The organism is Kitasatospora sp. NPDC051914 (genome assembly GCF_040680995.1).
Lineage (GTDB): Bacteria > Actinomycetota > Actinomycetes > Streptomycetales > Streptomycetaceae > Kitasatospora.
Genome location: NZ_JBFAXX010000038.1, coordinates 26,486 through 49,903, shown reverse-complemented (window position 1 = coordinate 49,903; position 23,418 = coordinate 26,486). Strand labels below are relative to the sequence as shown.

Genomic DNA, 23,418 nt, shown 5'->3' with positions numbered 1-23,418 from the left:
AGGTACGTACAGAGCAGGGTCTGCTGGGGTCGAGAGCCGCCGCGCTGTCGTCGTCGCCGTCATCCCGACCCGCGCCCGCGGGCGCGGCGAACTGCGGGCCGATCTCGACCTCGACTACGCCGTGGACCTGTTCTTCGGGCCGTTCTGGTACCGGCTCCTGGTCGGACACGCCCCGCTCGATCCCGCACTGGTCGGCCGGCACGTCGACCACCTGCTCCACGGTCTGCGGGGGCCCGGAGCGCAGGTGCCTGCCGGGTGATCGCGACGCCGCCGGACGCCGGCCGCGCCCCGTCGCCGGTACCCGTATACCGTTACCGAACGGTTCGGGACGGGATTGGCTATCCTGCGGGGATGGGCGAGGTGAAGAGCGCGGGACGTCCGCGGTCTGCGGAGAAGGACGCGGCGATCCTGCGGGCGGCGCTCGAGCTGCTGGCGTCACAGGGTTTCGTGCGGATGACGCTGGACCAGGTGGCCGCGGCGGCCGGGGTGAGCAAGTCGACGATCCATCTGCGGTGGAAGAGCAAGGGGAACCTGGTCACCGCCGCCCTCGAGTCGGTCCGGATGGCCGAGGCACCGCCGACCACCGGTGACACCCGGGCGGACCTGGTGGCCGTGCTGGAGGACTTCGCCGCCACCGTACGGCAGGTGCGCGGGATGGCGTTGATCGGCACCTGCCTGGCCGAGGAGACCCACACTCCCGAGCTGCTGGCGATGCTGCGCGAGCGGACCGTGCTGCCGCGCCGCGCCTTGCTGCGCGGCGTGCTGGAGCAGGCCCGCGAGCGCGGCGAGATCCGCCCCGACGCCGACCTGGAGGTCGCGGTCTCGGCACTGCTCGGCCCGTTCTACGCGGACTACATGGCCGGCCGCACCGACCGTACGGACTGGGCCGAGGAGGCGGTCGAGCTGACCCTGGCCGGGCTGCGTCCCCCGACGCCCTGACCGGCGCTCGGCGCGGCGCCGGGTCAGAAGTCGGTCGGCGCGCGCTCAAGGCAGGCGGGCCAGCAGGAGCAGGCCGCACTGCGGGTCGTGTCAGGGGGCAGCCGCGGGGGTGTCGGCAGTGAGTTCGGCGCTGACCTGCCACAGACGGGCCGCGAGAGCGGTGTCGTACGAGTGTTTGCCGGAGCGTCTGGGCCTGCTGTCGGCGAAGTAGCAGCCGGTGGTGTCGGCCACCTCCGGCGAGGCGGCGAGGTACACCGAGGTGGCGGCCGGTCATGGGGCCGTTCATCGAGTGTGCGCCTTTCGGGGGCGGAGGCGGTGGCGTGGCAGGTTCAGGGGGTGAGCAGGGCGCGGTACTGCTTGGCGTGCAGGGCGAGGTCCTCGTCGGAGGCCGTCCGGGCGCCGAAGAGGACCAAGGGCGCGATCAGGTTCATTCCGGTGAGGTGCGCCGTGGCCTCGATCGGGTGCAGCAACTCGGCGATGGTGAAGCGGTTGTGGCCGTCGGGGCGGTAGGAGTGGGCGGGGCCGCCGGTGGAGGTGGCGAGCCGGAGGGTCTTGCCGTGCAGGGCGGTACCACCCGGGCCGTAGGCGAAGCCGAATTCCAGGACCTGGTCGATCCAGGACTTGAGGACGGCGGGGACGGAGTACCAGTGCCAGGGGAACTGCCAGACGATCACTTCGTGTTCGCGCAGCAGCTGTTGCTCGCGGGCGACGTCGATGCGGCCGTCGGGGTAGGCGGCGGCGATGTCGTGGACGGTGACGTGGTGCAGGTCGCGAATCGCGTCGGCGAGGCGGGCGGTGACGCGGGAGGAGGCCAGGTCGGGGTGGGCGACGACGACCAGGGTGCGCGGGGCGGGCATGCGGTGCGGTTCTCCGGTGTGCGGGCGGGGTGAATGCTCGGGGGCTTTCACAGGGATGCCAGGAGCGGGACGACCCGTTCGCCGAGGTGGGAGACGACGGGGCGGGGGTCGGGTCCGAACGGCATGAGGTGGACCTCTTGCACGCCCATCGCGGCGTAGGCCTCCATCTCCCGGAGGAAGGTCCCGGTGGAGACGGTGTCGGAGGGCGGGGCGCCGACGTACATGACGGTGGTCGCGATGTCGGCGGGGTCGCGGCCCTCGCGCTCGCAGTGGTCGTGCAGCACCCCGAGCTTGGTGCGGAAGGTTTCGACGCCCTCGCCCGGCCGGACGGGGAGGTTCCAGGCGTCGGCGTACTTGGCGACCAGGCGCAGGGTCTTCTTCTCTCCGCCTCCGCCGATCATGACGGGTGGACGGGGTGTGCGCAGGGGCTGGGGAGAGTTGATCGTCTCCGCAAGCCGGTAGTGGCGGCCTTCGTAGGGGCCGTTGTCGTCGCTCCACATCCGGCGGACGATCTGCAGGGTCTGCTCCAGTCGCTCGAAACGTTCCGCGAGCGGCGGGAACGGCACGCCCAGGGCGTGGTGCTCGCGTTCGTACCAGGCCGCTCCGAGTCCGAGGGCGGCCCGGCCGCCGGAGAGGACGTCCAGGGTTGAGACGATCTTGGCGAGCAGGCCGGGGTGGCGGTAGGTCGTGCCGGTGACCAGCAGTTGGAGCCGGACGGAGCTGGTGCAGGCGGCGAGGTAGCCGAGGGTGGTGTAGCCCTCCAGCATCGGCGCGTCGATCTCGCCGAGGCCCATGCCGCCGATCTGCAAGTAGTGGTCCATCAGCGAGAGCGTGGCGATGCCGCCCTCCTCGGCGAGGGCCGCGGTCTCGGCGAGCACCGGCGCGATGGCCGGGGTGCCGCCGGGTACGTCGTACGAAACGAGGTGGATGCCGGTCTTCACCGGGGGCGTCCTTTCACAGAGCGAGCTGGACGGTGGCCAGGTCCTCGGCCATCGCTCGGGCCAGGCCCGCCGCTTCGCCGTGCGCGGGGTGGGCTACGTAGGCGCGGAACGCGGGTTCGTCGTCGAAGACGATCACCAACCCGAAGTCCCTGGCGTTCGGGGCCAGGCCGAGGCCGCTGCCGAAGTCGAAGCGCTCCGCACCCGCGATTGCGCCTCTGAGTTCGTCCAGCAGTGCGCTGAGGCGGGCGATGTCGTCGGGAGTCACCGACGCCTTCCAGGTGAACGTGATGCTGTGCAGGATCTTGCCACTCATCGGACCGGTCCTTTCCGGGTGGCCGGGTGGAGTGGTGGGCCGCGCCGCCGTGCGGCCCACCTGCTGGAGGTGGGGCTGCGGGGTGCTGTGGGCGGGGCTCCCGCCGGCCGACGGCCCGGGTCCGCGGTCAGGCGCCGGTGCGGGCGCCGGCGATGTGGAAGTTGAAGTCGGCGTGGCCGAGCGCGCCCCACAGGCGCAGCCAGATCGGCAGCAGCATCTCGGTGCCGCGGGCGGTGGTGATGTCGCCGAGGTCCAGGACGTCGGCAGCGGGCCAGCCGAAGGAGACCAGGAGTTCGGTGGCGGCCTTCTTGGCGTCGGCGTCGTTGCCTGAGACGAAGACGTTGTGCTCGCCGGGGACCTTGGCCGGGTCGACCATGATCTGGGCGTTCATGGTGTTGAGCGTCTTGACGACCTTGGCCTCGGGGAAGGCGCGCTGGATCTGCTCACCGAGGCTGTCGGTGTTGACCGGGTTCAGCGACGGGGGCATGCCCTGCGAGAAGTCGAGCGGGTTGGCGATGTCCAGCAGCAGCTTGCCGGCGAGGTTGTCGGCGCCGGCGAGGGCCAGTGCGTCCAGGGCTCCGGCGCCGGAGGCGGCGTTGACGACGGCGTCGGCGGCAACGGTGGCGTCGGAGTAGGCGGCCAGGAGGACTCCGGGGTTGGCCCGGTGCCAGTGGGCGAACGGCGCCGTGCCCATGGCATCGGTTTCGGTCCGGGCGAGGGTGGCCTCCGGGTCGCGGGTGCCGATGGTGACCTCGTGGCCGAGGGAGGCGAGCTTGGCGGCGATGGTCCGGCCGACCGTGCCGGTGCCGAGAACTGCGTAACGCATGAGGGGGTCCTTCCAGGAGGTGCGGACGCCTCCGCCGGGCTGTCCGGTGGCTGGCGCCGTTTTGAATCTAAACCGAGTCGTTCGGTATTGCAAGAAGCTATGCTGGCGGCATGGAGACGACACGGAAGGGCTGCCGCGGCACCGCCGGTCGGCCGCGCTGCCCGGGCAAGGAAGCCGCGATCCTCGCCGCGGCACTCACCCTGCTGACCCAGCAGGGCTTCACCCGGATGACGCTGGACAACGTCGCCCGGGCCGCCGGGGTGAGCAAGGCCACCATCCACCTGCGCTGGAAGACCAAGACCGAACTGGCCGCCGCCGCTCTCGCGACCCTGCGTCCGTGCTCCACTCCGCACACCACGGGCGACGTGCGCGCCGACCTCGCCGCCCAGCTGTCCGACTTCGCCGCCGCCCTCACCCGCACCGGCGGCATGGCCCTGATCGGCACCTGCCTCGCCGAGGAGAAGCACACTCCCGAACTGCTGGAACTGCTGCGTGAACACGCGGTGCTTCCCCGCCACGCCGGCCTCGTACAGGTTCTCGACCAGGCCCGCGCCGGGGGTACCGTGGCCGCTCACCCGGACGCCGAGTCACTTGCCTCCGCGCTGCTGGGCGCCTTCTACGCCGACTACCTCGCCGGTCGCACCGGTGATCCGGGCTGGGCCGACCGCGTCGTGGCCGCCCTGCTACGAGACACAGAGCCGGCACCTCGGGTCCCGCGGCACGCAGCATCATCTCCCGGTTCACGTACAGGACGGGGATGAGCAGGAACAGCGTCCGCAGCAGGTGGGTGCCGTAGTTCTGGTCGGCCTGACTGTAGGCGACGAACGCGTCGGCGCCGTTGTCTCCAACCATCACGGTCAAGCACGGCCGGGCGCTGCACGGCGGACTGCCGACGGCCCCACGTTGAACTCGCCGGCAGCTCGATCGTTCCGTTCCTCGCGGGCTGTGGAGGTACCGCACCCACGACGAGGAGGAGGTGGCCGACGAGCTGAACTGGCGATCCCGCCCCACGCCACGACCTCGCCGCCCGGCGGCCGCCCGAACCTGCTGACCTTGAGAGCGGCCCCACCCGGGTGCACGGTAGTAACTGGGCGGCACGCACCCGCCACCGAGGCGAGGGGTGATCGGGAAGGAGCTGGACCATGAGCCGGCGCACCGTTCACGACGTGATGACGCACGATGTCGTCGTCGCACAGCCGGAGAGCACCTTCAAGGAGATCCTTGAACTGTTCCACCGCAACGACATCACCGCCGTCCCGATCGTGGACGAGCGCAGGCACGTGCTCGGGATCGTCTCGGAGGCCGACCTGATCCGCAAGGAGGCCGTCCTGTGGGACACCGAGGACCACCCGGCGGTCCTGCGCCGACTTCGGCGCCGCGAGCACACGCGCGCGCAGGCCATGACGGCGGACGGGCTGATGACCACCCCGGTGGTGACCGCACGCTCCGACTGGAACATCGCCGAGGCGGCCAAGGTCATGGATCGCAGGAAACTCAAGCGGCTTCCGGTGATCGGGGCGGAGGACATTCTCATCGGCATCGTGAGTCGATGCGACCTGCTGCAACCTTTCCTGCGCGACGACCGGGAGATCGGCGCCGAGATCGTCCACGAGGTGCTGGAGAAGACGCTGCCGCAGCCCGCCAGCGCCCTCCGGGCCGTCAACCTGACCGTCCATGGCGGCGTGGTCACGCTGTCCGGGAGGGTCGAGCGCAAGAGCCTCATCCCGATCGTCGAGGGACTGTGCCGCGCAGTCGACGGCGTGGTCGACGTCCGCCAGAACCTCGTCTACGCCACCGACGACACCCTGATCGACCTCACCCGGCCCCCGGCGCCGGACGTCAGCCAACCACCGGGTCGCGCGACCACCGCTCCCGACCCGGCCCGCACGACTGAACACCCCTGACCGGGCCTCGTTCTGGTTGTCGCTCATGAGGATGTCAGCTCTTCTGCCCCTGGTCTTGGCGTCGATCTCGCCGATCAGGCCGTCGATGAGGCCCTTGACGGCCGTTCTCGTGGGATGACGAGTTCGAACCTCACCTGGTCGGCGAGGTCCTCGTCGGTGCGCAGGTGGATCTTCAGCAGGTCGCTGCGGCCGACGATGCCGATCAGACAGTCCTCGGCGTCGACCACCGGGAGGCGTTTGAAGTGGCCGCGAGCCATGGTCCGGGCGGGGGCGGTGGCACACCATCGGCGTCTTTCCCGGACCTGTCGGCGGCTCCGGGGCGCGCATACCGGGCTGCCCGGGGATCGTGCGCATCGGCAGCCGGGTGCGCGTGGCGGAAGCCGACAGCCGGTTCGTCGGGCTCGCCGTCAACGGACAGCACGGGCCTCTGCCAGGTTGAGATCGAGTCGGCGGGGGGTTCCATGAGCAGGACACGGGCGTCCGAGCGTGGTTTCCGGCGCCCGGCCGGGCCTACGGCGCGGTGATCCCGGTGGTGGGGCGCGGTCGGTGGTGCGACGCTGAGGCCATGAGTGGACACCGACCGACAGCCCGTCCATTCCCTCTCGCGGTGGCCTTCGCCGTGCCGGCCCTCTACGCGCTGTGGATCCGGCCGCGGCTGCTGACCTGGGGCGCGACCCGGGACGAGAGCACGAGTGTCTACCCCGGCGACGAACTAGTCGCCGAGGCGGACAGTTCGTCGACCATGGCCACGACCCTTCCGGCGCCACCCGAGGCGGTCTGGGCCTGGCTGGTGCAGATGGGCGGCGACCGCGGAGGCTGGTACAGCTGGGACAGGCTGGACCACTACGGCGAGCCGAGTGCGGAGCGGATCGTGCCGCAGTGGCAGGACCTGGAGGAGGGGCAGCACCTGCTCACCGCGCCCGACGGCCGGTCCTGGTTCACCGTGGCCGTCCTGGAGCCGAACCGAACCCTGGTGCTGAGAGCGGACCTGAAGCTGCCCTCCGGCCGCTCCTACGACATCCGGACCGGTTCCCTGCCCCGGGCACACATGGACGGCATCTGGGGCTTCCATCTGCGGCCCGCCCCCGGTGACCGGACCCGTCTGGTCGTCCGCACCCGCGGCGTGAGCCGCCCGCGGCCATTGACCCGGCCGTTCGACCTGCTGCTGGGAGAACCCGCACACTTCGTCATGCAAACCCGCCAGTTCCACAACCTGCGCACCCGGGTGGGCGCACAGGCGTGACCTCGACCGCCGGCTGCAACGCCGTGGCGGCCACCGCCATGGCCACCGATGCCACCGCCGGAGCGCTCGCCGACGGCTACGGCACTTTACGTGAATGATCTTGCTCGTCGTAGGACGCCTCGAGTCGAGTTGCGCTTTTCCCTCCGTGGACATCGACCTGCAAGGACATCGGCATCTCCGCTCCGGCCGGCCCGCTGGTCCTGACTGTGCACGGCGGCACGGCTGTTCTCGATGTCGTCGGGGTGGGCGACGATCGCGAGCGCGTGCCGGTCACCGGGCATGTCTTCGAGCGGTGTGCTGCTCGTACCGACGATACGGCCCGGCGGCTCTCCGGTGGATCGGCGTGGTCATCGGCGTACACGGGAGGCGGCACGCGCACGCGCACGCCGCCTCCCGCGGGGTCATCTCACGAAGTTCCGCGTCAGCTGGGAGACGTTCTCGCTGACCAGCAGCCAGGCGTGCTCCACACAGCCCACGTTGGTGTTCGTCGCACCCGAGAGCACCGTGCTGGTGTCAGGGTTGATCAGCTCGTCGCACGACGACCAGAACGTCCCGTAGTTCACCGCGCCCGGCGTCTCGTCACCCGAGTTCAGCTGGGTCAGGAAGGAACTGGCCGCCGCCATCTCCTTGCACGACGCCACCGCCCAGTCGCACACCTGGGCCGCGTTGGTGCCGTGGTTGGGGCCGCCCAGGGACACCCAGTCGTCCACGTAGGACGTACCGCCGAGAAACTTCAGGTACCACCGCGAGCCCAGGCCGCCCATCGAGTGCGTCACCACGTCGACCTTGGCGGCGCCGGTGCGCGCGCGAAGGGCGTTGACCTGGTCACGGATCTGCGCGGCCGTCGTCTGGTTCGACTGCAACGGGTTGTAGGACATCGCGTACAGCCGGTCGGCGGGCCAGCCCGAGTTCTTGAAGTCGGACACCATGAGATCGAAGTTCCACGCACCGCCCTTGTAGCCGTGGACGAAGAGCACGGGATCGGGTACTGCGGCCTGGGCCGGAGCCGACGGCAGCAGCACCGCGGCCACCGCGGCACAGGCCGTCGCGGCCGCGGACAGAGCACGGGCGAGTCGACGCATCGGAGTTCCTCACTCTCGTAGGGAGTCCGAGCGTGGGGGCGGCGCCGCCTTCCCGCCATCGGCAGAGTCGCCAGTCTTTACACTCCAGTAACTTCCAATTAGCGTACACAGCCATGCTGATGGGGCCTGATGGCGAGAGCGCGTTCGGCGAGCAGTCAGGTGGCGAAACTCCCGTATCCCCGGTCGAAGGCGTCGCCGTCCGCGTTCTGCGGGCCGTCCACGGCCACACCCGTGCCGCAGCGGAACTCACCGCCGCCCTCACTCCCCGCGAACGCGCCGGTGTCGATCCGCTCCCGGATCCCCTCTGTCGCCGGCTGCCGTCGGTCGAGGCCTACCGTATGCGCCTGGCCCAGGTGCCCGCGGCCGGCCGCCGCCTGCTGCTGCTCGCCGCCGCGGACCAGTACCCGGTGGAGAGCAGGGCCTTCCTGCGAGCCGTCGCGGCAGCCGGATACGACACGGCGGACCTGGCACCGGCCCAGGACGCCGGCCTCCTCCGGTCCACCGCCGCGGGAATCGAGTTCTGCGATCCCCTGCTGCGGGCGGTCGTGCACGACAGCGCCCGCCCCGAAGAGCGCCGTGCCGCCCACCAATTGCTGGCACGCGTGCTGGACCCGAAGACCGAGCGGCTCCCCTGGAACTGGCATCGCGCATGCACCTCGCTGGGCCCGAGCCGGCGACTGGCGAGGGATCTCGCCGCGACGCCCGTCGCCGACCACCGCATAGCGGCTCACCGGGCCGAGCGCGCCGCGCTGCTCTCCCCCGACTCCGCGGGGCGCCTCGCCGGCCTTGCCTCCGCCGCCCTGCACGCCTGGCGTGGCGGCCAGTCCGACCATGCCCGCAGGCTCCTCGCCGCCGCACAGAGCATCGCACCGGCCGCTGCGGGCCGCGACCCCCGGATATCTCTGCTCCGCGGAATCGTCACTCTGCGGTGCGGACACGCTCCCGCCGCATACGACGACCTGGCGGACGCGGCGGACGCGGCCGCCCCCGGTGCCGCCGCCCCACCGGTCCCGGCGTTCGCCACGTACGCGCTCGCGCATGCCGCCGAAGTCGGGCACTACACGGGCGATCTGCGGCGCTGCCAGCAGGTCGCCCGCCTCGCGGCGGCTCTCTCCGGCCAGGACCCGCCACCGTCCGCGCCGGCCGACCGGGCGCTCCTGGCCGGCCTGGCCGGGGTCGCCGCGGCCGCCCGCGGCAGATACGGCGAGTCGGTGGGCCGGCTGCGCGAGGCCGTGGCGCTGGCCCGGCTCAGCGACGACCCCACGGCACTGGTGCACGCCACCATGGCGGCCCTCTACCTCGGCGACGACGATCACGCCCTCGCCGCGTCCCACCAGGCCGAGGCGGCCGCCCGGGCCCAGGGGGAGCTGTCCGCGCTGCCGCAGGCCCTGGAGTTCCGCGCCTACGCCGAGGCCTGGTCCGGGCGGCTCGACGCCGCGACCACCACCGCGGTCCACGCGCTGCGTCTCGCCCAGGAGACGGGGCAGGACAACATCGCCTGCCATGTGCGGGCGGGCATGGCCCTGTTGGCCGCGGTCCGGGGCGATAGCGGCGCCTGCCTGGCCCATGCCCGGAGCGCGCAGAGCCATGCGGCGGAGCACGGGATCGGTCTGGCCACCGCCCTGAGCCTGTGGGCGCTCGCCTATCTCGACCTCACCTTGGGCCGGCCCGCGGAGGCGGTCTCCAGACTGCGCGCGCTCGCTCGCCTGGGGCCGGGCCACGGACACCCCGCCATCCGGCGGCTCACCACGCCGCACTATGTGGAGGCCGCCGTCCGTACCGGCGACAGTTCCGCGGCCGCCGCGGCCCTCTCCGGGTACGAGCAGTGGGCGGCGACGGTGGCGAGCCCCGGGCATCTCGCCCTCGCCGCCCGGTGCCGCGCGCTGCTCTGCTCGGGCGAGCAGGCCCTCGGGCACTACCGCGAGGCCCTGGACCTGCACGACGCGGACGGCCGTCACCTCGAACGCGCCCGCACGGAGCTGCTGTACGGCATCGCGCTGCGCAGGATGCGCCATCGCCCGGAGGCGCGCGACCGGTTGCGCGCCGCCCACCAGGCGTTCGAACAGTTCGGCGCGCAGCCGAGCGCCCGCCAGGCGGCGGCCGAACTGCGGGCGATGGGCGACCCCGTCGCCGGGCCGGCGGGCACGTCCGGGGAGGCCCCGGCCCGCGTTCCGGGGATCCAGATCCTCACCGCCCAACAATCACTGATCGCCAGGATGGTCGCCAACGGCGCCACCAACCGAGAGATCGCCACCCGCCTGGTCCTCAGCCCTCGTACGGTGGACCACCACTTGCGCAGTATCTACGCGCGCCTCGGCATCTGCTCCCGGGTGGAGCTGGCCCGCCTGGTCGACGTCTGATCAGACCGCACTCCCGGCATCACCCGGCGGGGTACGAGCCTCGGGCTCGCGGGGTCCGCACGCCCGCAACGCAGTCCGGGGCGGTGGCCGTCGTGCTGAGCCTGTGGCCCGGGTACGACGGTGTCCTCGAGTTCGCCTTCGCCCCCGCCGACCGGCGGGCCGCTCCCGTCCACGCCGCCGGCCGCAAGGCCTGCTGCCCTCACCTGGCAGAGCCCGCCGGGCGAGGCCCCGGAACAGTCGGACCGGCGCGAACCGACCGCCGCCCCGGCTCCGTGGCGTGAGAAGTTCCCCGCCGTCCATGTCGTCGAGCACCTCAGCCACGAGAGCCCGGCCCTGGGCCGTCGTGGACATCACCCCGGGGGCCGGACTCCTGGCTCGCGGGATTGCGGTCGTCGTACAACCACTACGACACCGGCTGGGCCTGGGTCTTCGACGATCGCGGCCCGTGGTGAGGTGCGCGAGGAGTACGTCCACGCCGCCGGCGTCGACATCCAGTCGCCTGACGCTCCGGGCGTCCTGTACGCCCACGGCGGCGTCGCCGGAGACCACAGCCTCTACGTCAAGGACCGCCGTCTGCACTACGCCTTCAACTGGGTCGGCACCCACCTCCAGAACGTGGAGAGCGACCGCGACATCACCCCGGGCCGGCACGTCCTCACCGCCGAGTTCACCGCCAAGGGACGCAGCGCCGGAACCGGGCCGAAGGCCGGGAACAGCGGGCAGAACACCGAGGCGTTCTTCAGCGTGCCCGGAACCGACACGTACAGCTCGGGGCACCGGCCGAGCAGCGACGCCACCCGCTCACCCCGTCCGACGCCGAGCGTGCGCAGCGCGTTCGCGAACCGGTTGCTGCGGCGGGCCAGGTCCGCGCAGGACAGGGGGGTGACCGTGCGGTCGGCCGCCACACCTCAGCGCCGTCTTCACGTCCCGCCCCCGCCACCACGTGCCGATCCACCGCCTCGTACGCGATGTTCGGCCCCCGGCCCCCGGGCAGGCCGTCGAGCCGCTCCCGGTCCTGCCGCCAGGAGAAGCCGCGCCGGTCCTACGAGCGGTCGGCCGGGGACGAGAGCGCGTCCGGCGTTCCGGGCACGAGTCGCTCGTCGTCCACCACGACACCCTTCCGACGGCGCTTCGCTCCGATTCCAGCCTGTCGCTCGGCTCCTCGCGGTTTCCTGGGCCGAACGGGCCTGTCGGCGGGCCCGGAGGGTCCCGGCCACCATCGCCGGCGGCCGGTCGAACGCCGGTCTGCTCCCGCCCCGCGCAGACGCGACGCGGACATCCGTCTACTCGTCCGCTTCGGCGAGGATCATGCTCCCCGTCGTCGCTCCCCCGTCGACCACGAACTCGCAACCCGTGGAGTAGGTGGCCTCGGCGGCGATGAACAGGACCATCCGGGCCACCTCCTCCGGCGTGCCGAAACGGGCGATCGGCTGCGCCTGCGCGATGGACTCGTCCATGCCCTCGGTCATCGGCGTCCTGATCGGGCCCGGATGGACCGAGCACACGCGTACACCGTCGGCGGCCAGTTCCAGCGCAGCCGTCTTCGTCAGCCCGCGCAGGCCCCACTTGCTCGCCACGTAGGCGCCGAGGTTGGCGTACCCCATCAGGCCGGCGGTCGAGGAGATGTTGATCACGGCCCCGCCGCCCGCGCGGCGCAGCGACGGGGCGACCGTGCGCAGACCGAGCCACGCGCCGTACAGGTTGACGTCGACCACGCGGCGGAACGACTCCGGCGTCTGCTCCTCGATCGCGCCGAACTCCACGATGCCCGCGTTGTTGACCAGAAGGGACACCGGCCCGTAGGCGTCCTCGGTCCCGGCGACGGCGGCGGCCCAGTCGTCCGGGCTGGTGACGTCCAAGCGCAGGTACCGCGCACGGCTCCCGAGCTCGGCTGCCAGTGCCCGGCCCTCATCGGCGAGGACGTCCGCCACCGCCACGGCGGCGCCCTCTGCCACGCAGCCCCGGACGACGGCCGCTCCGATCCCCCGCGCGCCGCCGGTGACGATCGCGGTACGCCCGCTCAGACGGTTCACGACGATCTCCCGTCTCTTCCACCTCCACGCGCCGACCCGCGCCACGGTGCCCTTCCAGCCTGGACCGGCTACACCCGTCCGGCACCCCGGAGCCGGCCCACCGTGCCCGGCGTGCGGTGCCGGACCGGGCCCGTCGCCCCTGGTCTCGGGGCCGGTCGGCCCAGGCCCGGAACGGCGGGCCGGGGCGATGCTGGACACACCACCGGTGGGAGGGGCCCGTGCACACCTCGCACCGTCGTGTCGACTGCCCGTCGCCAGGCGGGCCGAGGGAGCGGCCCGCCATGAGCGATCAGGCCCTCACTTTGGAGCAGCTGCAGCTACTGGCCGGTGCCGCCGGCGCAGCACCCTCGATCCACAACAGCCGGCCCCGGCGTTTCCGCCTGCCCCCCCCCGACGCGGACGGGCTCGTGGTCTACGGAGACCCGCAGCGGGCGGTGCGGCTCACCGACCTGTACGGCAGGGCCCTGCACGTCTCGGCGGGCGCCGCCGTGTTCAACCTGCGGGTCGCGGCCGCCCGCCCGGGCCGTGATCCGCGGGTGCCGCTGCCCCCTGACCGGGCCGACTCGCATCTGCTCGCCGTGGCCGATCTCTCCCTACCCGTCATGAGCCCCGATCCCTTCGGCCGGGACCTCTACCCGGCGGTCCGTCACCGCCACTCCGGCCGCCAGCCCTTCGCCAACCGCGACGTACCGGAGGCGGTATTCGGCGGACTCATCACCGCGTGCGTCGACGGAGGAGTCCTGCTGTCCCTCCTGGAGGAGGCCGGGGTGCGCCGGGTCCTCAGCGCCGGTCCCGGCGGTCCTCGCGCCGGTCACTGCGGCGGTCGACCCCGCGGGCGACGACCGTTGCCGTCCCCGCGACCGCCGCTGTGCGAACAACGGGGGCGCCGATGACCCCACGTCGTCCTCTGCGCGTGGGTCCGAGGGGCATCTCATTCTCCTTCTTCGTCGGCTTCGATCGAGGCCAGGAGGGCCTGGATCGGAATACGCCCGTTGGCGATGAGCTGGCCTCCCGAGCGGCGTGCGGCGGCGGCGAGGGGCCCCCGCCCACACGTTCTCCCAGACCAGCACCCCGGCTGTCGTACCGGGCTCCATGGCGGCGGCCAGGTTGACGACGTCCTCTTCCGCGAGCAGGCCGGCCAGCTGCGCCTCTGCGGCGCGCAGCTCGCCGGCGCTCTGGAGGTCATCGACCTCCATGACATCCAGCTCCCCGCCTGCCCCCTTCGTCAGGCCGCCGTCTGTCGCCGAGGCCTGAGGCTTCGGGGCCGCGGTCAGGCTGCGGCGCCGCGCAGCAGGATCGCGGCGATGAAGTCCGGCGCCTGGCGGGCGCCCATGTCGCCTTCGAGGGTCAGCTCCCACGCGGTCTCGGCCAGGCCGCAGAACGTCGAGGCCAGCCACTTGGCCGGCATGTCATTGCGCAGCAGCCCGGCTCTCTGGCCGCGCTTGAAGAGCTCGACGGTCCGGCCGAAGACCGAATCCGCCCGCCTGCTGGCCTCGGGAACACCCAGGACGTCGGGTTCGACGTAGACGAGGTTCCACAGCTGGGCGAACGGTGGGTACTCGGCGACCAGCGCGGCGAGGACCTGCCCCATGGGTGCGGTATCGGCCTCGGCCTGGGACAGGGCCCGGTCACAGTCGTCGAGGATCTTCGCGGCCATCGCCTGCACCAGGTCCTGGCGGGTGGGAAACAGGCGGACCAGGGTCGCCCGGCTGATACCCGCGCGTTTGGCGATGAGCTGCATGGACGCCGCCCGGTCCTTGGCCAGTACCGGGATCGCCGAGTCCAGTACCTCTGCCGCGTCGGTACGCATCGCCGGTCAGCTCCCCATGCCTCTATTGACACATCAGTGCCTCAATATATGCTGTGCAGTGTCAGACTCATTGTACTGAAGGAGGGGGCTATCGCCGTTCCCCGCGGCCTGACCTGCTCCTGGTGATGCACCGTCTGTTCGTCACCACGCCGCTGCTGCCGCGGAAATCACCGACGCTCGAAACCAGGGCGCCGGCTCCGGCCCCGACCGCCGACGACTTCTCAGGCGGTGCCCCGGCACATAAGACCGACCGGCAATTGGGGGGCGGCGTCGCGACGCCATGGCTGTCGCCCGGACGGCTTCTCCTCGGTCGCCGCAGCTCCGCTGCGGCTCCCTCGTCGGCACCGCCCGGACTCGGCCCTGACGCCGTTCCTTCACCCACCCCCCAATTGCCGGTCGGTCTAAGTGACCGCTCCACCTGAGTCCCGACGCCGGGCCCTGCCCCATGCCGCGCCACGCGGGACTTGACGGTCCGCATGGACCGGCAAGCGGATACACACTGCCGCGCATGCGGCGGCCCCATCGAGTCGGGGCCGTCACCGGAAGCTGCGTGGCTCCTTCACCCATGCAGGCAGGTCGCCGAGCGCAACGACGCGTTCATCGGCAGCTCTGTGGAAGCCCGTGACAGATCGCAGATCGGTAGAACAGCCATGACGATGCACCGCCGACGTTTCCTGACGACCATGGGGCTGGGCCTGACCGGCATGGCCGCTCTCGGCTCCTTGTCTGCCTGCGACAACGGGGACGGTGATGAGAACGGCTCACCGGGCTCGTCCGAGCGCCAGAGGGTGATCGTCGTCGGCGCCGGGATCAGCGGCCTGGGAGCCGCCCGCTACCTGGCCGACAAGGGCCACGACGTCTCGGTGCTCGAAGCGCGCGATCGGATCGGCGGCCGCATCTGGACCAGTCAGCAGTGGACCGGCGCGCCGCTCGATCTGGGCGCCTCGTGGATCCACGGCATCGACAAGAACCCGATCACCGCGTTGGCCGCGAAGGCGAACGCGAAGACGGTCGTGACGGATCTCGAAAGCATCACCGACTATTCCGCCGACGGCACCAAGTTGAGCGGCGCTCAGACCCAGGCGCTGGAACGCTGGCGGAAGAAGGGCGCCGACGCGCTGGCCTCGTTCCAGGGCGAGGAGGGCAAGGACGCGTCGGTGCGCGGCGTCGTTGAGGACGCGGTCGACTGGTCCTCGCTGTCGGACGAGGACAGGGCCCTGCTCAACTACAGCATGAACGACTACGAGCACGAGTACTCCGGCAGCGTGGAGCAGATGTCGGGCCTGCACTTCGACGAGGACAACAAGGTCAAGGGCAAGGACGTGTTGTTCCCGCAGGGCTACCACCAGATCACCGATCTGCTCGCGGCCGAGCTGTCCGTCCGGACCGGGCAGGTCGTCAAGCGCATCGACTGGAACTCCGGCGGCGTGACGGTCACCACCGACAAGGGCGCCTTCCAGGCCGATCGGGTGGTGGTCACGCTGCCGTTGGGTGTGCTCCAAGGCGGCGCCGTGAAGTTCGGCCCCGGCCTGCCCGGCAAGAAGCTCACCGCCATCGGCAGGCTCGGCATGGGGGTTCTCAACAAGTGCTACCTGCGCTTCCCCATCGCGTTCTGGGCGGACACCGACTGGCTGGGCTACGTACCGCGCGTCGACAGGTACGGCCAGTGGACGCAGTGGATCAACATCACCCGCCCCACCGGCCAGCCGGTCCTGCTCGGCTTCAACGCCGCCGACTTCGGCCGCACCATCGAGGGCTGGAGCGACACCCAGATCGTCGACAGCGCCATGGCCACGCTCAGGACCATGTACGGCAGCGGCATCCCCGCACCGCTCGACCACCAGATCACCCGCTGGGCGTCCGACCCGTACGCACTGGGCTCGTACTCGTTCACCAAGCTCGGCTCCACGCCGGCCATGCGCGACCAACTCGCGGCCGCCGTCGACGGTCGCGTGCACTTCGCCGGCGAGGCCACCCACAGGGGCGACCCCGCCACCGTCCACGGCGCCTACCTGTCGGGCATCCGCGCGGCCAAGGAGATCGCCGGCTGAACCGCTGATCACACGGCGAAGCCCCGGGTTGTCCACCATGGCCCCGCGGGCCACCCTCCACGCCCCGCGGGACGGCAGCCCCCGCCGGTGTTCACCCCCGAGAGCACCGGCGGGGGCACGCCTGGGTCGGCACCCCTCAGCCGCCCACGACGCGCCCCTCACGACCCGGCCACGCCCCGCCCGACCGGTCGGACGGGGCCGACACCGACACCGACAGCGACCGCGGCCGGATATGATCCGCTGCGATTCCGGACGCTGGCCACACCCGGGGCGCCACTGCCGCCGCACCCGTTCCACCGCGCCCCGTACCCACCGCACGACCCGCTGGGAGCCAGCATGACCACACAGCCCTTCGGCACCCAACTGTCCTCCGCCTTCCAGCCGCTGGGCCTCGAGGACCCCCGCGAGGTCGGCGGCTACCGCGTGTGCGCGCGGCTCGGCGCGGGCGGCATGGGACGCGTCTACCTCGCCTACACCCCCGCAGGCCGCCCCGTCGCGCTCAAGGTGGTCCGGCCCGAGTTGGCCGAGGACCCCGAGTTCCGGCACCGCTTCGCCCAGGAAGTCGCCAGCGCCCGGCGCATCCACGGCCTCTACACCGCCCAGGTCATCGACGCCGGCACCGACGCCACCACCCCCTGGCTCGCCACCACCTTCGTGCCCGGCCCCTCCCTCCAGCAGGTCGTCCACCGCCACGGCCCGCTGCCCGAACGCACCGTCCTGCTGCTCCTCGCCGGCATCGCCGAGGCCCTGCAGGCGATCCACGCCGCAGGCGTCGTCCACCGCGACCTCAAGCCCGGCAACGTCCTCGTCGCCGCCGACGGCCCGCGCGTCATCGACTTCGGCATTGCCCGCGCCGCCGACGCCAGCCCCCTCACCGGCACCGGCCTGCGCATCGGCTCACCCGGCTTCATGGCTCCCGAACAGGTCCTCGGACGGCCCGCCACGGCGGCCACCGACGTCTTCGCGCTGGGCGCCCTCACCGCATACATCGCCTCCGGCGCATCCCCGTTCGGCGACGGTCCCGAGCCCGCCGCCCTGTACCGGGCGGTGCACGAGGAGCCCGACCTGTCCCGCCTTCCGTACGGGCTGCACGAGCTGGTCCGGTACTGCCTGGCCAAGAACCCCGAGGACCGGCCGGGCACCGCCTGGCTGATCGATGCCGCCCGCCACCATCCCGCGACCGGAGGGGAACTGCGCTTCTCCGACGGCTGGCTGCCGCAGCAGGTCAGCAGCGAACTGAACCGCCAGACCGAGCTGCCGGCCACCCCTCTCCCGCGCGCCACCGTTCTCGACCCGGCCGCGGCCGACGCCGCCACCGCACGTGTCCCCGCCCCGACCCCCACCCGCCTGGAGGCCGCCCCGACCGCAGGACGCAGATCCACGAGAACCGCACGCCGAGGCACCCGCACCGCACTCCTGACGGGCACCGCCCTCCTCATCGCCGCCGCCACGGCCGCCTTCCTGCTGCTCGACCACTCCGACTACTTCGACGACTCCGGCGACCAGAAGGCCACCGCTGCCGAGAGCGTCTCCCCGTCTGCCGGTGCCACCCCGTCCACCTCTTCCGCATCTCCGCAGCCGGCTGCGACCCCCGGCTACACCGCCGTCTACACGGACCTCGAACTCACCTCCCCCGACTCCGACCACGAGTTCGACCTCAAAGCCGGGAAGGTCACCCAGGACACGTCCGGCTGGTACCTGGGCCGCGAGGCCGGCGCCTTCTACATCCCCGAGGACAGCGACGCCTACCTCCCGCCGGCCGGCGCCCTCGCCCTCCCCGACTGCCTCAAGGGCATCGACACCCGTCCCACCTCGACCCTGCCCTTCACCACCCTGCACGCCGACCGCAGCTTCTGCGTGCGCGCCCACGGCGGCCAGGACATCGCCGTCGTCCGTACGCTCACCACGGCCTCGGACGACGGCCCGGTCAAGGTCTCCGTCACCTACTACCGCCGTTCCGGCTGACCTGCCCGGACCACCGCCTGCGCCAGGCCGGGCGCCGCCCCGCACCGTGACTCCGGCGGCCACATCTCCGGGCCGCCCGTCATCGGCCGTCAGCTTCCCGTTCGGCCGCCGGCGCCCCGCGCGCCGCCCAGGCAAGCCTTCCATGTAGCCCTCGGAGTCGTCCAAGGTGTCCCCACCGGCGGAGCGCAGCCGCCCCTGCGCCGTTCCCTCGTGGCTGGCGTAGCTGGTCAGGTAGCGCACCAGCCGGTGCGGGTCACCGTCTATTGATCGACTGCATGGCGTGGTTCACTGGCGGTGATCTTCACGGTCGAGGTGTCCGCAAAGATCACCGCCATGTGTGTCTGCGTGTGCAAGCCGCTCTATGACTCGTCGTTGACGGATGATCAGTGGGCGGTGATCGAGCCGCTGCTGCCGGTGCGGGATCCGCGCCGGGCCGGCCGTCGGCTGAAGTTCCCGCGCCGGCTGGTCGTGGACACCGTGCTGTACGTGCTGGTCAGCGACTGCGCGTGACGGTTGGTGCCGCACGACCTCGCCCCGTGGGACGTCGCCTATCGCTGGTTCCGCGCCTGGACGGCGGACGGCACCTGGGATCGGGTCCACGACACGCTGCGGGAGCGGGTCCGGGTGGCGGACGGCCGGGACCCACGGCCCTCGGCGGCGGTGCTGGACTCGCAGTCGGCCCGCAGCCACCAGGGCGGGCAGGCAATCGGCTACGACGCGGGAAAGCGGGTGCGGGGCCGCAAGCGACACCTGCTCGTGGACACCGGCGGGCTCGTGCTGCGGGCGGTCGTCCACTCGGCCTCGGTGCAGGACCGGGCGGGCGCGAAGCTGGTCCTCGCCGGGATCCGAGAGGAGTTTCCGCAGATCGGGCTGGTCTGGGTCGACGGCGGCTACGTCAACGTCGGCGATGCCGGCTGGTCGGCTGGGCGGCCGAGCGGGAGAACCTGGAGATCGTCGCCGTGCCGCGCAACGCGGATGTGAAAGGCTTCCAGGTGCTGCCCCGCAGGTGGGTGGTCGAGCGGACATTCTCCTGGTTGGGACGGTGCAGACGGTTGGCCCGGGACTACGAGCGCAAGACCGCGCACGCCGAATCGATGATCAAGGTCGCCATGATCCGGCTCATGGCCGCCCGGCTCGCCGGCGAGGAGATCGAACCACGCGGCCCCATCGAGACCGAAGCAGCCCGCCGCCTCGCCGACGACCTCAAGAACCAGTAGTCACCCGATTACCCAACACTTTCTCAGCCGTCCAACAGCTGATCGCCGCTTCGGCAAGGACGCCGTTGCTCACCGACTGCCTTGGGGAACCGGTCGTCGGGTGCGGTGGCCCTCGGACGGCAAGGCCCGATCAGGTGCGCGGCAGGCCTTGCCGACGTCGCCGGGTGCGGTTCGTGGCGCGGGACGTGAGGTGTTCCCAGTTGCGGTGCGCGATGTCGGCCTTCTGCTCGTCGGTGAAGGGGGCGTCCTCCAGGAAGGACCGGGCGGCGCCGGCGCTGGTGTCCACGAAGGGGAAGCCGCCGGGGCGGAACCCGTAGGTGAAGGGGTAGTCGGTGGAGTACAGCATCCGCTCGGTCCCCACGACTTCGGCGGTCCACCGGAGGTAGCGGGGGCTGACGGTGCCGCTGCCGGCGATCCAGAAGTTCTGCTTGAAGTAGTCGGCGAGCGGGCGGGCCAGGCCACCGGCGTCGGCGAAGAACCCGGTGTGGTCGAGGTAGAAGAGCACGACCTCTCCCCAGTGGCCGGCGATCACCTGGAGATCGGGGTGCCGGTCGAAGACGCCGGAGAAGATCATTCGCAGGTACTGCACGCCCAGGTCGTAGTACCAGCCGATCGCAGGGCCTGCCAGTGCCGTCCCGATGGACCCGATGTTGGAGTAGTAGGCGTCCATCACCGCCTGCACGGGCATCTGCGGATGGAAGTGGAGGGGGACCTGAAGCCGCTCCGCAGCGGCGTACAGCTCGTCGTACTCGGGGTCGTCGGCGAGCTTGGATCCGGTGCGTCCGTAGAGCATGGCGCCGGGGAATCCCAGCTCGGTGACCGCCCGCTCCAGCTCCGCGGCCGCGGCCGACGGCGACTGTGTCGGGATCGCCGCGAACGCCTGGAACCGGTCGGGATTGCCGGCCACGACCGCCGCGAGCTGGTCGTTGGTGTCGCGGGCCGCGGCGACCGCATCCGCGTCGGGCAGGTTCTGCACGCCCGGTGAGGAGATCGACAGCACCGCCACGTCGACTCCTTGGTCGTCCATGTGCGCAAGCCTCGTCTCCGCGGTGTCGCGCAGTCGGCGGGCGACGGGGCTGTCGCCGAACCCCAGGTTCGGCAGCTCCGGCACCCCGGACCGCGACCATGCCTCCATGATCGCGGGCAGGGCCACGTGCTCTTCCAGCGCGATGATCCGCAGTCGGTCGGACATGCAGTGCTCCCCCATGCTTGTTTCCAGTGGAATCATCATGAGCGTATCACTGATACTAACGACGGAACCGTTCACGCGATATCGTTGATCCATGTCACGACGTCCACCCGGCGGGAGCAGCGCCTCCGACGCTGCGGCCATCGGTCGCGAACAGACCCGACAGCGGGTCATCGAGGCCGCCGTCGACCTGCTGACCCGAGGCGGGCGCGAGGCGGTCACCACCCGCGCCGTCGCCGAGACGGCGGGCCTTCAGCCGCCGGCCATCTACCGGCTGTTCGGCGACAAGGACGGGCTGCTCGATGCGGTGGCCGAGCACGGCTTCGCCGCGTTTCTCGCCACCAAGCACGTCGACCCCGACCCGCAGGACCCCGTCGAGGACCTGAGAGCCGGATGGGATGTCGCGGTCGAGTTCGGCCTGGCCAATCCCGCGCTGTACACGCTGATGTACAGCGAGCCCACCAGGGCCACCTCGGCCGCCTTCAAGGCCGGCATGGAGATCCTGATGGGCCGCATCCGGCGCCTCGCCGCCGGCGGCTGGCTCCGCGTCGACGAGGAGCTCGCGGCCCAGATCATCCATGCCACGGCGCGCGGCGCGGTGCTCACCTGGCTGTCCCTGCCGGAGCACCGGCGCGACCCGGCCCTGTTGACCACTATGCGGGAGTCCATGGTCGCCGCCGTGACCGGTCAACGACCCGCCGTGCAGGACGCGGGCCCGGCGGGCGCCGCCCGCGCCCTGCGCGCAGCGCTGCCCGAGCAGACGACCCTCAGCAGCGCGGAACAACATCTGCTGAGGGAGTGGCTGGGCCGCCTCGCCGCCGACGGTTGAGGCATCGTCGGCTCGAGCGTCTCCGCAGGGTGAGGCTCCGCATGGGCAATGGCCGAAGGATTGTCGGCTATCCGGTGAGTGCCTGGGTCCCTATGACGGCGAGGAGCGCGAGGCGTTCGGCGTCCTGACTGCCGGGTTCGGCTGTGTAGATCATGATGCGCAGGTCGTTGCCTGCGACGACGAGTACGTCGCAGTCCAGCGTGAGAGCGCCGACGTGGGGGTGGTCGATGGTCTTGCGGGCGAACTGGTGCTCGCCGACAGCGACGGCTTCCCAGAGGTCATCGAACTCGGCGCTTCTGGTGCGCAGTTGGGAGACGAGGTGTTGCAGTCGCCGATCGGCCGGGTAGCGGCCTGCTGTTCTGCGCAGGTCGGCGACCTGCGCGGCACGTAGTGCGCCCCGGGATTCGGGGGTGTCACGTACGCGGGTGCCGGTGCCGAGGAAGTTGCGCCACACGGCGTTGAGGTCGTTGCCGTGCCATTCCCCCATCAGCGCCGTGTACAGGGGGTTGGCGAGCAGCTGGGTCCATGTGGCGTCGAAGACCGCGACGGGTGTGCCGGTGAGTCGGTCCAGCATCCGCTGGACGCTGGGCGTGATGTGCGCCGGGACCGTCTCCGGCCCCGGGGGAACGAGGCCGGCGAGTTGGAAGAGATGGGCGCGCCGGCCGGTGGTGAGCCGCAGGGCCCGGGCGAGGGCTTCGACGACCTGCGCGGAGGGGCTGGTGGCCCGGCCCTGTTCGAGGCGGGTGACGTAGTCGACGGAGATACCGGCCAGCTGGGCCAGCTCTTCGCGCCGCAGCCCTGTGGCGCGCCGGTGACCGCCTGCGGAAAAGCCCGCCGCCTCCGGTGAGACCTGGTCACGCCAGCGCCGCAGGGCTGCGCCGAGTTCTGTCGTTGCCATACCGGACAGTCTGGCTCATGTGCCACCAGGCGTGCCTGGTACCGGTAGTCCTACGAAGGCGGGTCTACTACCTGTTCCCGTGTTCTGTACCCATCGTGGAGGCATGACAGCGACAGGAACATCTGCCGCCCCCGCAGTGGGCTGGATCGGACTGGGCGACCAGGGCCTGCCCATGGCGAGGGCCGTCGCCCAAGCCGGGTTCCCCCTGCACGCCTGGGCGCGGCGGCCCGTTTCCCTGGACGGGCTGAGCGGCGTGCCGCACGTCCGCCACAACGACATCAAGGACCTGGCCGCCGCGAGCGACATCGTCGCCCTGTGCGTCGGCACGGACGACGACGTTCTGCGGCTGGCCGAGCGGTTGCTGGACGGACTGCGTCCGGGGTCGGTCGTCGTCAATCACGGCACGGGCCTGCCCAGCGCCGCCGTGCGGCTCACCGAGGTGTGCGCCACGGTCGGCGTCGAGGTTCTGGACGCTCCGGTCAGCGGCGGCCGGCCGGGCGCCGAAGAACACCGGCTGACCACCATGGTCGGCGGACCCCAGCCGGTGGCCGAGCGGTGCGAGAAGGTCTTCACCTCCTTCTCCCGCCACGTCGTCCACCTCGGCGCTGCAGGGGCCGGGCAGACGGCGAAGCTGTTCAACAACGCGCTGCTGATGCTGAACCAGGCCGCCATCGTCGACATCGTCGGCCTGGCCGCCGAATTGAAGCTGGACGTGCCCCGGCTGGTCGAGGTGCTGAAACTGGGCAGCGCCTCCAGCACCGCCCTGACCCTCCTGAACACCATGGTCACCCCCGACACCGTCGAACACCTCTCCGCCGTCCAGGCGCTGGACATCGAGCTGTTCGACCAGGCCATGGGCGAGGCGCGCATCGACTCCGACGCTGTCACCGCACGGGGACTCACCGGCGCCCGCGGGCTGCCCGACCTCGTGGGCCGGCTCAACCCCTGACATCCCTCCTCA

Annotated in this window: 21 protein-coding genes and 4 pseudogenes; 12 read left to right on the top strand and 13 right to left on the bottom strand. The window is 71.6% G+C overall.

Annotation, left to right across the window (positions count from 1 at the left end; translation table 11 throughout):
- Positions 1–40: 40 nt before the first annotated feature.
- Positions 41–259, top strand: a pseudogene (locus AB0M03_RS24405) (TetR-like C-terminal domain-containing protein); the annotation flags it as partial.
- 92 nt (positions 260–351) lie between these two features.
- Entirely contained in the window at positions 352–939 is a 588-nt protein-coding gene (locus AB0M03_RS24400) for a TetR/AcrR family transcriptional regulator (protein ID WP_363494239.1), read from the top strand.
- Positions 940–1,029: 90 nt separating this feature from the next.
- Here the strand turns inward: AB0M03_RS24400 and AB0M03_RS24395 are convergent, their stop codons facing one another.
- The 5 genes from AB0M03_RS24395 to AB0M03_RS24375 all read right to left on the bottom strand — a co-directional run bounded on the left by AB0M03_RS24395 (position 1,030) and on the right by AB0M03_RS24375 (position 3,876).
- Positions 1,030–1,170, bottom strand: a complete 141-nt coding sequence (locus tag AB0M03_RS24395) for a hypothetical protein (RefSeq protein ID WP_363494237.1) — start codon at positions 1,168–1,170, stop codon at positions 1,030–1,032.
- 98 nt (positions 1,171–1,268) lie between these two features.
- A complete protein-coding gene (locus tag AB0M03_RS24390; RefSeq protein ID WP_363494235.1) occupies positions 1,269–1,796 on the bottom strand; it encodes an NAD(P)H-dependent oxidoreductase in 528 nt (175 codons plus the stop codon).
- Between the two features lie 47 nt (positions 1,797–1,843).
- Complete coding sequence (locus tag AB0M03_RS24385) at positions 1,844–2,737, bottom strand: LLM class F420-dependent oxidoreductase (RefSeq protein ID WP_363494233.1); 894 nt, start codon at positions 2,735–2,737, stop codon at positions 1,844–1,846.
- Between the two features lie 13 nt (positions 2,738–2,750).
- Positions 2,751–3,050, bottom strand: coding sequence for a Dabb family protein (locus AB0M03_RS24380; RefSeq protein ID WP_363494232.1), 300 nt, complete (start codon positions 3,048–3,050; stop codon positions 2,751–2,753).
- 127 nt (positions 3,051–3,177) lie between these two features.
- Complete coding sequence (locus tag AB0M03_RS24375; protein WP_363494230.1) at positions 3,178–3,876, bottom strand: NAD(P)-binding domain-containing protein; 699 nt, start codon at positions 3,874–3,876, stop codon at positions 3,178–3,180.
- 110 nt (positions 3,877–3,986) lie between these two features.
- On the opposite strand from AB0M03_RS24375, the gene AB0M03_RS24370 reads away from it, so the two are divergent.
- Positions 3,987–4,637: a TetR/AcrR family transcriptional regulator gene (locus tag AB0M03_RS24370; RefSeq protein ID WP_363494228.1), complete on the top strand. Its 651-nt coding sequence runs from the start codon at positions 3,987–3,989 to the stop codon at positions 4,635–4,637.
- Between the two features lie 381 nt (positions 4,638–5,018).
- Positions 5,019–5,780, top strand: a complete 762-nt coding sequence (locus AB0M03_RS24365) for a CBS domain-containing protein (protein WP_363494226.1) — start codon at positions 5,019–5,021, stop codon at positions 5,778–5,780.
- A 113-nt stretch (positions 5,781–5,893) separates the two neighbouring features.
- On the opposite strand, the pseudogene AB0M03_RS24360 reads toward AB0M03_RS24365, so the two are convergent.
- Positions 5,894–6,046 (bottom strand): annotated as a pseudogene (locus AB0M03_RS24360) (CBS domain-containing protein); the annotation flags it as partial.
- 341 nt (positions 6,047–6,387) lie between these two features.
- Here AB0M03_RS24360 and AB0M03_RS24355 point away from each other — a divergent pair.
- Positions 6,388–7,023: a hypothetical protein gene (locus AB0M03_RS24355; RefSeq protein ID WP_363494224.1), complete on the top strand. Its 636-nt coding sequence runs from the start codon at positions 6,388–6,390 to the stop codon at positions 7,021–7,023.
- 401 nt (positions 7,024–7,424) lie between these two features.
- Here the strand turns inward: AB0M03_RS24355 and AB0M03_RS24350 are convergent, their stop codons facing one another.
- Positions 7,425–8,105, bottom strand: a complete 681-nt coding sequence (locus tag AB0M03_RS24350; protein ID WP_363494222.1) for a triacylglycerol lipase — start codon at positions 8,103–8,105, stop codon at positions 7,425–7,427.
- A 338-nt stretch (positions 8,106–8,443) separates the two neighbouring features.
- Here AB0M03_RS24350 and AB0M03_RS24345 point away from each other — a divergent pair, with 338 nt between their 5' ends.
- Positions 8,444–10,465, top strand: coding sequence for a LuxR C-terminal-related transcriptional regulator (locus AB0M03_RS24345; RefSeq protein ID WP_363494220.1), 2,022 nt, complete (start codon positions 8,444–8,446; stop codon positions 10,463–10,465).
- 578 nt (positions 10,466–11,043) lie between these two features.
- Here the strand turns inward: AB0M03_RS24345 and AB0M03_RS24340 are convergent.
- Together AB0M03_RS24340 and AB0M03_RS24335 are read right to left on the bottom strand one after the other, a co-directional pair.
- On the bottom strand, positions 11,044–11,370 hold the full coding sequence (locus AB0M03_RS24340) for an AMP-binding protein (RefSeq protein WP_363494218.1): 327 nt from the start codon (positions 11,368–11,370) through the stop codon (positions 11,044–11,046).
- Positions 11,371–11,748: 378 nt separating this feature from the next.
- Positions 11,749–12,498 (bottom strand): SDR family oxidoreductase, encoded by a 750-nt coding sequence (locus tag AB0M03_RS24335; protein ID WP_363494216.1) that lies wholly within the window; start codon positions 12,496–12,498, stop codon positions 11,749–11,751.
- A gap of 281 nt (positions 12,499–12,779) precedes the next feature.
- Between AB0M03_RS24335 and AB0M03_RS24330 the strand changes: the two genes are divergently transcribed.
- Entirely contained in the window at positions 12,780–13,391 is a 612-nt protein-coding gene (locus AB0M03_RS24330; protein WP_363494314.1) for a hypothetical protein, read from the top strand.
- A 168-nt stretch (positions 13,392–13,559) separates the two neighbouring features.
- Here the strand turns inward: AB0M03_RS24330 and AB0M03_RS24325 are convergent.
- Positions 13,560–13,856 (bottom strand): annotated as a pseudogene (locus AB0M03_RS24325) (DUF6325 family protein); the annotation flags it as partial.
- Positions 13,769–14,308, bottom strand: a complete 540-nt coding sequence (locus AB0M03_RS24320) for a TetR/AcrR family transcriptional regulator (RefSeq protein ID WP_363494214.1) — start codon at positions 14,306–14,308, stop codon at positions 13,769–13,771. The gene AB0M03_RS24320 and the pseudogene AB0M03_RS24325, both read right to left, overlap by 88 nt.
- A 656-nt stretch (positions 14,309–14,964) precedes the next feature.
- Between AB0M03_RS24320 and AB0M03_RS24315 the strand changes: the two genes are divergently transcribed.
- The 3 genes and pseudogenes from AB0M03_RS24315 to AB0M03_RS24305 all read left to right on the top strand — a co-directional run bounded on the left by AB0M03_RS24315 (position 14,965) and on the right by AB0M03_RS24305 (position 19,541).
- The gene (locus AB0M03_RS24315) at positions 14,965–16,359 is read left to right on the top strand and encodes an NAD(P)/FAD-dependent oxidoreductase (RefSeq protein ID WP_363494212.1); all 1,395 of its coding nucleotides are present in this window, start codon (positions 14,965–14,967) and stop codon (positions 16,357–16,359) included.
- Between the two features lie 336 nt (positions 16,360–16,695).
- The gene (locus AB0M03_RS24310) at positions 16,696–18,324 is read left to right on the top strand and encodes a serine/threonine-protein kinase (RefSeq protein ID WP_363494210.1); all 1,629 of its coding nucleotides are present in this window, start codon (positions 16,696–16,698) and stop codon (positions 18,322–18,324) included.
- Between the two features lie 333 nt (positions 18,325–18,657).
- Positions 18,658–19,541 (top strand): annotated as a pseudogene (locus AB0M03_RS24305) (IS5 family transposase).
- A gap of 130 nt (positions 19,542–19,671) precedes the next feature.
- Here AB0M03_RS24305 and AB0M03_RS24300 read toward each other — a convergent pair.
- A complete protein-coding gene (locus tag AB0M03_RS24300; protein WP_363494208.1) occupies positions 19,672–20,733 on the bottom strand; it encodes an amidohydrolase family protein in 1,062 nt (353 codons plus the stop codon).
- Between the two features lie 91 nt (positions 20,734–20,824).
- Between AB0M03_RS24300 and AB0M03_RS24295 the strand changes: the two genes are divergently transcribed.
- Positions 20,825–21,559, top strand: coding sequence for a TetR/AcrR family transcriptional regulator (locus AB0M03_RS24295; RefSeq protein WP_363494206.1), 735 nt, complete (start codon positions 20,825–20,827; stop codon positions 21,557–21,559).
- Between the two features lie 67 nt (positions 21,560–21,626).
- Here AB0M03_RS24295 and AB0M03_RS24290 read toward each other — a convergent pair whose 3' ends face one another.
- Complete coding sequence (locus AB0M03_RS24290; protein WP_363494204.1) at positions 21,627–22,457, bottom strand: helix-turn-helix transcriptional regulator; 831 nt, start codon at positions 22,455–22,457, stop codon at positions 21,627–21,629.
- A 103-nt stretch (positions 22,458–22,560) separates the two neighbouring features.
- On the opposite strand from AB0M03_RS24290, the gene AB0M03_RS24285 reads away from it, so the two are divergent.
- The gene (locus AB0M03_RS24285; RefSeq protein WP_363494202.1) at positions 22,561–23,406 is read left to right on the top strand and encodes an NAD(P)-dependent oxidoreductase; all 846 of its coding nucleotides are present in this window, start codon (positions 22,561–22,563) and stop codon (positions 23,404–23,406) included.
- Positions 23,407–23,418: the final 12 nt, after the last annotated feature.

What these genes read in the sequence shown, in the direction of transcription:
- AB0M03_RS24400 (WP_363494239.1), top strand. Translation starts at nt 352, where the DNA reads ATGGGCGAGGTGAAGAGCGCGGGACGTCCGCGGTCTGCGGAGAAGGAC.
- AB0M03_RS24390 (WP_363494235.1), bottom strand. Translation starts at nt 1,796, where the DNA reads ATGCCCGCCCCGCGCACCCTGGTCGTCGTCGCCCACCCCGACCTGGCC.
- AB0M03_RS24380 (WP_363494232.1), bottom strand. Translation starts at nt 3,050, where the DNA reads ATGAGTGGCAAGATCCTGCACAGCATCACGTTCACCTGGAAGGCGTCG.
- AB0M03_RS24375 (WP_363494230.1), bottom strand. Translation starts at nt 3,876, where the DNA reads ATGCGTTACGCAGTTCTCGGCACCGGCACGGTCGGCCGGACCATCGCC.
- AB0M03_RS24370 (WP_363494228.1), top strand. Translation starts at nt 3,987, where the DNA reads ATGGAGACGACACGGAAGGGCTGCCGCGGCACCGCCGGTCGGCCGCGC.
- AB0M03_RS24365 (WP_363494226.1), top strand. Translation starts at nt 5,019, where the DNA reads ATGAGCCGGCGCACCGTTCACGACGTGATGACGCACGATGTCGTCGTC.
- AB0M03_RS24350 (WP_363494222.1), bottom strand. Translation starts at nt 8,105, where the DNA reads ATGCGTCGACTCGCCCGTGCTCTGTCCGCGGCCGCGACGGCCTGTGCC.
- AB0M03_RS24345 (WP_363494220.1), top strand. Translation starts at nt 8,444, where the DNA reads ATGCGCCTGGCCCAGGTGCCCGCGGCCGGCCGCCGCCTGCTGCTGCTC.
- AB0M03_RS24330 (WP_363494314.1), top strand. Translation starts at nt 12,780, where the DNA reads ATGAGCGATCAGGCCCTCACTTTGGAGCAGCTGCAGCTACTGGCCGGT.
- AB0M03_RS24320 (WP_363494214.1), bottom strand. Translation starts at nt 14,308, where the DNA reads ATGCGTACCGACGCGGCAGAGGTACTGGACTCGGCGATCCCGGTACTG.
- AB0M03_RS24315 (WP_363494212.1), top strand. Translation starts at nt 14,965, where the DNA reads ATGCACCGCCGACGTTTCCTGACGACCATGGGGCTGGGCCTGACCGGC.
- AB0M03_RS24310 (WP_363494210.1), top strand. Translation starts at nt 16,696, where the DNA reads ATGACCACACAGCCCTTCGGCACCCAACTGTCCTCCGCCTTCCAGCCG.
- AB0M03_RS24300 (WP_363494208.1), bottom strand. Translation starts at nt 20,733, where the DNA reads ATGTCCGACCGACTGCGGATCATCGCGCTGGAAGAGCACGTGGCCCTG.
- AB0M03_RS24295 (WP_363494206.1), top strand. Translation starts at nt 20,825, where the DNA reads ATGTCACGACGTCCACCCGGCGGGAGCAGCGCCTCCGACGCTGCGGCC.
- AB0M03_RS24290 (WP_363494204.1), bottom strand. Translation starts at nt 22,457, where the DNA reads ATGGCAACGACAGAACTCGGCGCAGCCCTGCGGCGCTGGCGTGACCAG.
- AB0M03_RS24285 (WP_363494202.1), top strand. Translation starts at nt 22,561, where the DNA reads ATGACAGCGACAGGAACATCTGCCGCCCCCGCAGTGGGCTGGATCGGA.